Origin of the sequence: Streptomyces sp. NPDC059456 (genome assembly GCF_042750055.1) — a bacterium.
Lineage (GTDB): Bacteria > Actinomycetota > Actinomycetes > Streptomycetales > Streptomycetaceae > Streptomyces.
Genome location: NZ_JBHYVA010000354.1, coordinates 1 through 7,701 on the forward strand (window position 1 = coordinate 1; position 7,701 = coordinate 7,701).

Consider the following 7,701-nt stretch of genomic DNA (forward strand, 5'->3'; position numbering starts at 1 on the left):
CAGCAGGGCCTCCTCGGCCCGCCGCTGCTTGGCCATCCGCCGCTCCAACGCCTCCGCCCCCCGGGCCTGCGCGTCCGCCGTGCTCCTGGGGCGGGGCGGCGCGGGCGCCCCCCGCGCGGGCGGGGCCCGCCCCCGCCCCCGCCGCCGTCCGGCGGACCGACGAACGGGACCGGCGCCTCGCCTGGATCTGCGGCGTCGGCGTGTGGGCGGCGGTACCGGTGCTGCTGTACGCGCTGGTCGCCGCCCGGTGGGGCCTCGCGTACACGGCCGCCGCACTCGTCGCCCTGGCGTACGCGAGCGCGTGGTGGCTGGTCCACCAGGCCGAGAGCCGGGCCCGTACGGCGGCGCTCACCGTGGAGCACGGCGCGGACCGGCCCGCGGACCTGGCCCCGGCCGTCGAACCCGAGGTGGAACAGCGCCTGCTGGAGCAGAAGCGCGCCAACGTGGTTCCGTACACGGCGAGCGCCGAACGCACCAACCCGTTCGTCGGCAGCGGCTCCAAACTCAAGGAGATGGTCTGGCAGCCCATCGACGTGAGCCGGCCCGCCGAGGCCCCGGCGGGCGGCGGCAAACTGCGCATCAAGCCCTTCGACGCGGTCGACCTGCACACCTACGTGGCCCGCGAGATGGAGAACATCGCCGGCCTCAAGGGCCTCCAGGTCCGCAACCGGCTCTACGTGATCGGCAACCACGTCCCGTACGTGGGCGCCGAACTGCTGCCGGACCGGCTGGAGCGGCCACGTGCCCAGATCCCCAAACAGCTCGTCCAGGCGGGCCTGATGCAGTCCGGCGCCGGCATGCGGACCTACCTCAGCCTGGTGCGGGCCGGCGAGGGCGGCCGGGCCATCGTCTCCATGCACCTGCGGGCCCGCCTCCACCACCCCAGCCTCACCTGGGAGGTGTCGGCGTACGGCATCCCGCCGCTCCAGGCCCGCTTCGACCGGGTCAACCGGCTCCCCGTGGACGGCTTCGAACGCTGGTGGAGCCTGGTCCGCCACGCCACCGGCGCCGCCGGGCCGGCCCTGATCGGCGCCGCGTCCCGGCTCTCCCGCCGGTCCGCGGAGCGCCGCCGGCGCGCCCGCACCCTGGAGAGGACGCGGCGCGAGATCGACAAGCGGCACATGCTGTACGACTACGGCGCCGTGGACAGCATCCGCGAGCGGGTCGCGGACTGGGGTCAGTTGGGCTACACCGAACGCACCGACTCGCAGGACTTCCTCCAGCGCCTCCAGCAGGGTGTGCTGATAGCGACCGAACGGTTCCTGAAGGACCACAACGTCGACACCAGCTCCTACGACCAGGCGCAGCAGGTCATCAACACGCACACCTACACCTTCCAGGGCAGCGTGCAGGCCGGGGTCATCGGGGACAACGGCACGGTCAACCACCACAACGGGCCGGGCGCCCAGGGCGGCCCCGCCGCCCAGGGCCGCGGCACGCCCTGACCCCACCACCGGCGGAACCGGACACAGGAGACGAGATGGGCACGTTCAACTTCAACGAGAAGGTCACCGCCGGCATCATCGGCGACAACGGCACGATCAACATCGGGCAGCAGGAGGGCGCCGCCCAGACGCTGCGGCTGGCCGCCGAACTCGCCCAGTGGCTGCGCGAGCAGGACGCGGACCCGGGCCGGATCCGGGCGGCGGACGAGCTCCACGGCGAACTGGACCGGGCCGCTCAGCAGGGCCGCCCGGCCGAGCCGGGGCTGATCCGCCGCTCCCTGGAGACCATCACGCTCGGTCTCGGAGCGGGCAGCGGCGGACTCGCCCTCGCGCAGGAGATCAGCCGCCTCCTGACGAACTGACCCCCGCCGCTCCGTCTGCGGCTCCTGCGCGGCCTACTTGGCCCGTACGACGGCCCGCGCGCCGCCGAAGTCCAGCTCCAGACCCGAACGCAGCGGCACGGTCTGCCCCGGCTCGATCCGCTGGGTGGAGCCGTCCGCGCGGGTCCCCGTCCACACCGCGCCCGACCGGTTCGCCAGCCCGAACCGGCCGGGCTTCTGCGGGTGTTCGGTCAGCTGCGCCACCAGGGTCCCGTCGCCGTAGTCGTGCCGGGCCGGCTCCGGGGCCAGGTGGTGCTCCTGCACCCGGGAGGAGCGGTGCAGCAGGATGTGGTGCTCGGTGCGCGGCGGGGGCGTGGTCAGCACCAGCCGCGGCGGCAGCACCAGCGTGCTCCCGCAGCTCCAGCAGGTGCCCGGATCGGCGGACCGCGGCTCGGTCATGTTCTGCCGCCCGCACTGCGCGCACTCCACCACCGCGTCGAGCACCGCCCGCAGGGTGTCCCGCCACTGCGACTCGCGGACCCGCGTCGTGGGGTCGTGCAGACCCGCCGTGAAGTTCTTGGTGAACAGTTCCCGCAGCGAGTCGGGCGCCGCCGCCCACGTGGCCAGTACGGTCGACTGCTCGACGGGGTCGGGTGCGTTGGACCGGTCCTGCGGGTCGAAGACGAACAGCGGCTGCTTCCCGTACAGCTTGCGCTCCGCCGCCTCGTCCAGGCAGTGGATCGCGAGCTCGCGCCGTCCCTTGAGCGGATGGTGGTTCATCAGCAGCATGAACAGCAGCACCGACAGCGAGTGCAGATCGCTCTGGGTGCCGGGGGAGACCCCCGGGTCGCCGCGCACCAGCTCGGGCGCCATGAACTCCATGGTCCCCGAGATGCCGGTGCTGTCGCCCTCCACCACCGCGTTGTCGTTGTCGCAGACCAGTACGTCGCCGGTGGCCGGATCGAAGAAGATGTTGCCCCAGGAGATGTCCCGGTAGGCGATCCCCCGCGAGTGCAGGGCCTGGTACGCCTCGACCGTGTAGAGGCACGCCTTCAGCAGGGCCCGGGGCGAGGTGCGCAGCTGCCGCCGGAACAGCAGGGGCAGGCCCTTGAACCGGTCCGGGCGGATGTCCATCAGGTACCCGAACCCGCCGCGCGCGTCGGCCACGAAGTCCAGCGGCCACAGGAAGCGGTCGTCCTCGAAGCCGCGGCCCACCAGCTGGCGGACGATGGCCTCCTGCGCGGGGGTCGCGCAGGCCGGGTAGTACCACTTGAGCGCCTGGTACCCGGCGGAGGTCTTCACCCGGTAGACCTCCCCCTGGCCGCCGGCGCCGAGCAGGTCGAAGACCTCCACGCCCGTCCCGCTGTCGGTCGTCAGCAGGGTTCCGCTGTCGAGCATGCCGCTCATTCGTCTCTCCCGTACGGGTCGGTCGGTGGTGCCGGGTCGGTGGCCTGCGCGGGCGCGGTCCACATCGTCCCGGCCGGTGGCACCCCGTCGACGGCCTCCGCGTCCGGTGCCGGCCGGGGATCCGGAGCCGGTGTCGCTGCCGGGCCCGGGGCCTGTGTCCGCGGCGGATCGTCCGGAGTCCGCGCCGGTGCCGGTGCCTGCGCGGCGGTCGGGGCGGGGGCGGGGGCGGGGGCGGGGGCCGGTGGGGTGCCCGGGTGCCAGGCCGCCACCAGGGTGGTGTCGTCCCCGGAGTGCTGCGAAGCCTTGGACAGCCACCCCGGGAGGACGGCCCGGACCGTGTCGGCGCCGTCCGCCGACAGCCGGTCGTCCAGCCCGGCCATGAACTGGAGGAACCCCCGGTCCGAGGCGAAGCTCTTGGACAGCCCGTCGGTGGAGACCGCGACCAGCCGGGGCGCCCGCCCGGGCGCCGTCACCGGGGCCCAGTGCACCCGTACCCGCAGCCACGCCTCGGGGGTGCACAGCGACTCCGTCTCGTCCCCCAGGTCCGCCTCGGCGGGCGCCAGCGGTACGGTCACCCGCCCGGCGTCGTCCACCACCGTCAGCTCGCCGTCGCCGAGCTGCCAGGCCGCGAACACCCGCGGGGTGAGCACCGCACCGACGAGCGTGCTCCCGTACAGCAGCACCTTGCGCTCCTCGGACAGGCCGGGCTCCCGGTGCGAGCTGGTCCGCTCCCAGTTGCCGAGCACCTTGTCCCGCCACGCGCTGACGAGCTGGCGGGGGAAGGCGTGCTCGGCGTAGTGCATGAGCCAGGCCAGGCTCGGCGGCCGCTCGTCACCGCGCGGCTGGGCGAGCGCCCCGAACCGCCGGGCCTCCTCGACGAAGAGGTCGACCGCGAAGCGGGAGCCCAGATGGCTGCGGGCGTGCACCGCGGAGCCGTGGCCGTCGGCGACCGCCATGATCAGCGGTTCTTCGGCCGTGCCGAGGCCCGAGACCTCGCAGTAGTCCTGGTTGCGGGTCTTGTTCACGCCCTGGACGCTCTCCCGGAGCGTGTCCCAGAGCGGCCCGGCCGACGGGCCTGCGGGCGCCGGGGGCCGTGGCACCGGCGGCGCCACGGGCTGCGGCAGCGGCGGTGGTACCGGCGGTGGTACGGACGGGGGTACCGGGGGTGGTTCCGGTGACACGGGCCCGCTCACCACACGTCGTCATCGTCGTCGTCGAGCACCGGCGGCGCGTACGGCGGCTGCTTCGCCATCGGGTCCGAGGACCCGGCGACCGGCTGCGAGGCCGCCTTGACCGCGGCCGTCGAAGCCCAGCGGATCGCCGCCGCCAGCTGCTTGGGGCTGTTCGCGTCCAGCGGCTGCAGCTCCGGATTGCCCAGGAACTCCTGGAGCACGGTGCGGTCGGCGTCCGCGCCGATCGCGATGGCCACCCGTACGGCCTTGCGCCCCCACGGGGTCGCGTCGACCGCCCGCAGCCCCGCCTTCCAGTCGTCCGTCGGCACCCCGTCGGAGACCAGCGCCAGCACCGGCTTCAGCGCCCGCTGCGGCATCGGCGGCGTGTCCAGCTCGCGGGCCACCATGTGCAGGGCCTCGCCCAGATTGGTCATCCCGTCCACCTGGACGTCCTGCCAGGTGAAGTCCTCCACCGGAACCGGGTCCTGGTGGTGCCAGCGGGCCGTGGTGGCGAAGGTCATCGTGCGCAGCAGCAGCTGGGCCGCCGGATTGTCCTGCGCCACCGAGCGCATCTCCGGAACGGCTTCCCTGATCGCGTAGTTGAGCTGGCCGATCTTCTCGCCCTGCATCGAATACGAGCAGTCGAGCAGCCAGATGAAGTGGACGGGCCGGTTCGCCATCGGCCCGCCGGGGATGTCACTCACCGCTAATCTCCTTCAACTCCCGAGCCATTGCGGCACGTACCGCACCAGCGCCGCCACCCCGGCGGCCGCCGTCATCACGACCGCCGCCGCGAACAGGACCAGCATCAGCAGCCGCCCCCGTGCGATCTGCGGTGTCACCATGGGGTGTTGCTCCTCTCAGCGACTCTTCGACCCTAGCCTTCGCCCCGGCCCACGTCACAGGCTTGATCGATCCGGTGCCGGGTTCGCGGTGCGGCCGCGCGGCCGGGGCAGCCGCGGAAGGCGCGGTTCCTGCACCGCGGCCGCCGGACCGCCGATCCGCAGTCCCGTCCGTGACAGCAGCCACAGCACCGGCTCCGCCGCCCGCCGCTGCTCGGCCGCCAGCGCCCCCGCGCCGGTGGCCGCGTGGGCGCTGACCGCCCAGTAGCGGGACGCCGCGAAGTCGTGGCCCAGCGCGCGGACCAGCTCGCCCAGCCCGATCTCGGCCAGCCAGGCGTCGACCGGGCGGTCCTGCGGCCGCGGCAGCGAACCCAGCCGGTCCAGGACGTCCCGCTTGGTGACCACCGCGGCCACCGCGAGACGCCTCCGGCGGCCGCCGAGCCCCTGGAGCTCGCCGGTGAACCCTTCGTACGTCTCCACCGGGCCCAGGTCGGCGGGCCGGGCCTCCACCGCGAGCCGTCCGTCGCCCTCGCGCAGGGCGCGCCGGACGACGGGCGAGGCCAGCACGTCCGCGACCAGCAGCACCCCGTCGGCGTGCGCGAGGTACTCCTGGCGCCGCGTGGTGTCCGCGTCGCGCAGCGACTCGCCCATCGGGTCGTACAGGTACAGGAGCCGGCGGCGCCGCAGCGGCCCGCGCCCGCCGCGCCCGACGAGCAGCATCAGCGCACGGGGCTGCCCGCCCTGCGTCTTCAGCGCCCACCCCGTCGACTCCACCTGCCGGCCCAGGGTGTTGGCCTCGCGCCGGTCGGCCGGGGACGCGAACTCCACCGTGAGCGCGGACTCGTGCGACCAGGACCGCAGCCCGTCGAGCATCGCCGCCATCAGCATGGTCTTCCCGGCGGAGGTACCGCCGACCAACGGAAGGTGCACCACCCGCGTCGTGCCCACGGCCGGCGGCAGCTCCTGATCGCAGTGCGGGCAGCGGGCCGGGAGCCTGCGCCGGCCGGCCAGGGCCGTGGTGGGCAGGGCCCGGCCGCACCGGCAGACGTGGCGCAGCGCCCCGTACCGGCCCGGCCGCAGCTCCCGGTGGGCGGCCCCGCAGCCCGGGCACAGGTGCACGGCCAGCGGGAACGGCCGGTAGCAGCCCGGGTACGGGCACTTCATGCGGATCCCGAGGGCCAGCTTCCACAGCCGCTCCGCGCCCCGCCCGCCCAGCACCCCGGCCAGCGCCACGGCCCGGACCAGCAGCAGCTGGGCGGCGAACGCGACCGCGACGCCGAGGAGCAGGGCGCCGGAGAGCACCGCCGACAGCACGGCGGCCAGGGCCGTTGCCGGCGCGATCAGGCGCAGCAGGAGCCGTCCGAGGACGTGGTCGGCCTCGTCGCCGGTCGTCCCGTGGCGGCCGCGCAGCAGCCGCCGGCGGACGATCTCGTCCAGCCAGTGGTGGGCCAGCAGATACCACACGGCGTACGCGCCGGCGCGCGCCGCGGCCGCCGCGTCGATCCACATCTGCCGGGTCCAGTAGGCGGGTTGCGCCGGCTCCTTGCCGGGGTACGGGGTGATCCGCGGGTCGGGGGAGCCGGGTGTGCGCACGGCGAAGGCGTTCGCGGCGGCCCCCAGCGCCAGGGCGGTGAACCGCCACAGCCCGTACCCGAGACAGATCGCCACCGCGATCGCACCCGTGGCCCAGCCCGCGATCTGCGCGATGAACAGGAAGTCGACGTCCGGCATGTTCCCTTCGTTCACGGGTGCCGTCCGTCCTCGGCGCGGCCGGCGGGGTCGCCGCCGGGGGCGATCGGGCCGCCGGAACCGCCGCGCAGCGGCGGGGTCCCGGACGTGCCGCGGGCGCCGCGGCGGCCCGATCCGCCGAAGCGGCCGCGCAGCCGGCCGAAGGCGCCGGGCCGCTGCCAGCCGCGGAAGTCCTCCGCCCAGCGGCCGCCGAGCCGGGCCAGCGCCTCCTCCAGCACCGCCAGCTCCGCGGGCGCCAGCCCCCGTACGACCGGCCGCAGCACGCCGTCCAGCAGATCGGTGCGGGTCTCCTGCCACAGCGCGCCCGCCTGGGGCTGCGAGGACCAGGTGGCGAAGCACTCCGCCGCGTACGCGGGGTCGAGCCTGAGCCGGTCCGCGATCCGCGGCTCCCGGGCGGCCCGGCGGTACGCCGCCAGCAGCTCGGCGTCGTTGCTCTCGATCAGCGCCCGCACCTCGCTGCCGGGCCGGTCCTCGGCGAGCAGCCGGGCGGCCGCCGCCGCGTACGCGTGTTCGCGCGCCGTCGGCGTGGGACCGGCCGCGCCCAGCTCCAGGGCCCGGCGGACCCAGCCCGGCTCCGTCTGCCGCACCCGCAGGTTCCGCGCCAGCTCCAGCAGCAGCAACGATGAGCGCAGCGCGGCGGGGAGCTCCGTGGGGAACCGGCGCAGCAGCTCCGGCGCCAGCTCCTGCGCCGACCGGTCGCCCGCCGGGGCGGACACGGCCCCCCGCGCGAGCACCTCCCCCGGGCCGGCCACCCGCGGCGCCCCGG

Annotated in this window: 8 protein-coding genes; 2 read left to right on the forward strand and 6 right to left on the reverse strand. The window is 75.1% G+C overall.

Features of this window, described 5'->3' with window-relative positions:
• Positions 1 to 200 precede the first annotated feature (200 nt).
• On the forward strand, positions 201 to 1,445 hold the full coding sequence (locus ACFXA3_RS26410) for a hypothetical protein (protein ID WP_385190782.1): 1,245 nt from the start codon (positions 201 to 203) through the stop codon (positions 1,443 to 1,445).
• 35 nt (positions 1,446 to 1,480) lie between these two features.
• Positions 1,481 to 1,807: a hypothetical protein gene (locus ACFXA3_RS26415; protein ID WP_385190784.1), complete on the forward strand. Its 327-nt coding sequence runs from the start codon at positions 1,481 to 1,483 to the stop codon at positions 1,805 to 1,807.
• Positions 1,808 to 1,840: 33 nt separating this feature from the next.
• On the opposite strand, the gene ACFXA3_RS26420 is transcribed toward ACFXA3_RS26415, so the two are convergent.
• From ACFXA3_RS26420 to ACFXA3_RS26445, 6 genes are all read right to left on the reverse strand, one after another.
• Positions 1,841 to 3,172, reverse strand: coding sequence for a protein kinase (locus ACFXA3_RS26420; RefSeq protein WP_385190785.1), 1,332 nt, complete (start codon positions 3,170 to 3,172; stop codon positions 1,841 to 1,843).
• Complete coding sequence (locus ACFXA3_RS26425) at positions 3,169 to 4,197, reverse strand: protein phosphatase 2C domain-containing protein (protein WP_385190786.1); 1,029 nt, start codon at positions 4,195 to 4,197, stop codon at positions 3,169 to 3,171. The genes ACFXA3_RS26420 and ACFXA3_RS26425 overlap by 4 nt, the downstream gene beginning before the upstream one ends.
• 164 nt (positions 4,198 to 4,361) lie before the next feature.
• Positions 4,362 to 5,024, reverse strand: coding sequence for a tellurium resistance protein (locus ACFXA3_RS26430; protein ID WP_385190792.1), 663 nt, complete (start codon positions 5,022 to 5,024; stop codon positions 4,362 to 4,364).
• A 36-nt stretch (positions 5,025 to 5,060) separates the two neighbouring features.
• Positions 5,061 to 5,189, reverse strand: coding sequence for a hypothetical protein (locus ACFXA3_RS26435; RefSeq protein ID WP_376192783.1), 129 nt, complete (start codon positions 5,187 to 5,189; stop codon positions 5,061 to 5,063).
• 54 nt (positions 5,190 to 5,243) lie between these two features.
• On the reverse strand, positions 5,244 to 6,932 hold the full coding sequence (locus ACFXA3_RS26440; protein WP_385190788.1) for a hypothetical protein: 1,689 nt from the start codon (positions 6,930 to 6,932) through the stop codon (positions 5,244 to 5,246).
• On the reverse strand, positions 6,929 to 7,701 hold a 773-nt coding region (locus ACFXA3_RS26445), incomplete at its 5' end, for a GTPase-associated protein 1-related protein (protein ID WP_385190789.1). The genes ACFXA3_RS26440 and ACFXA3_RS26445, both read right to left, overlap by 4 nt.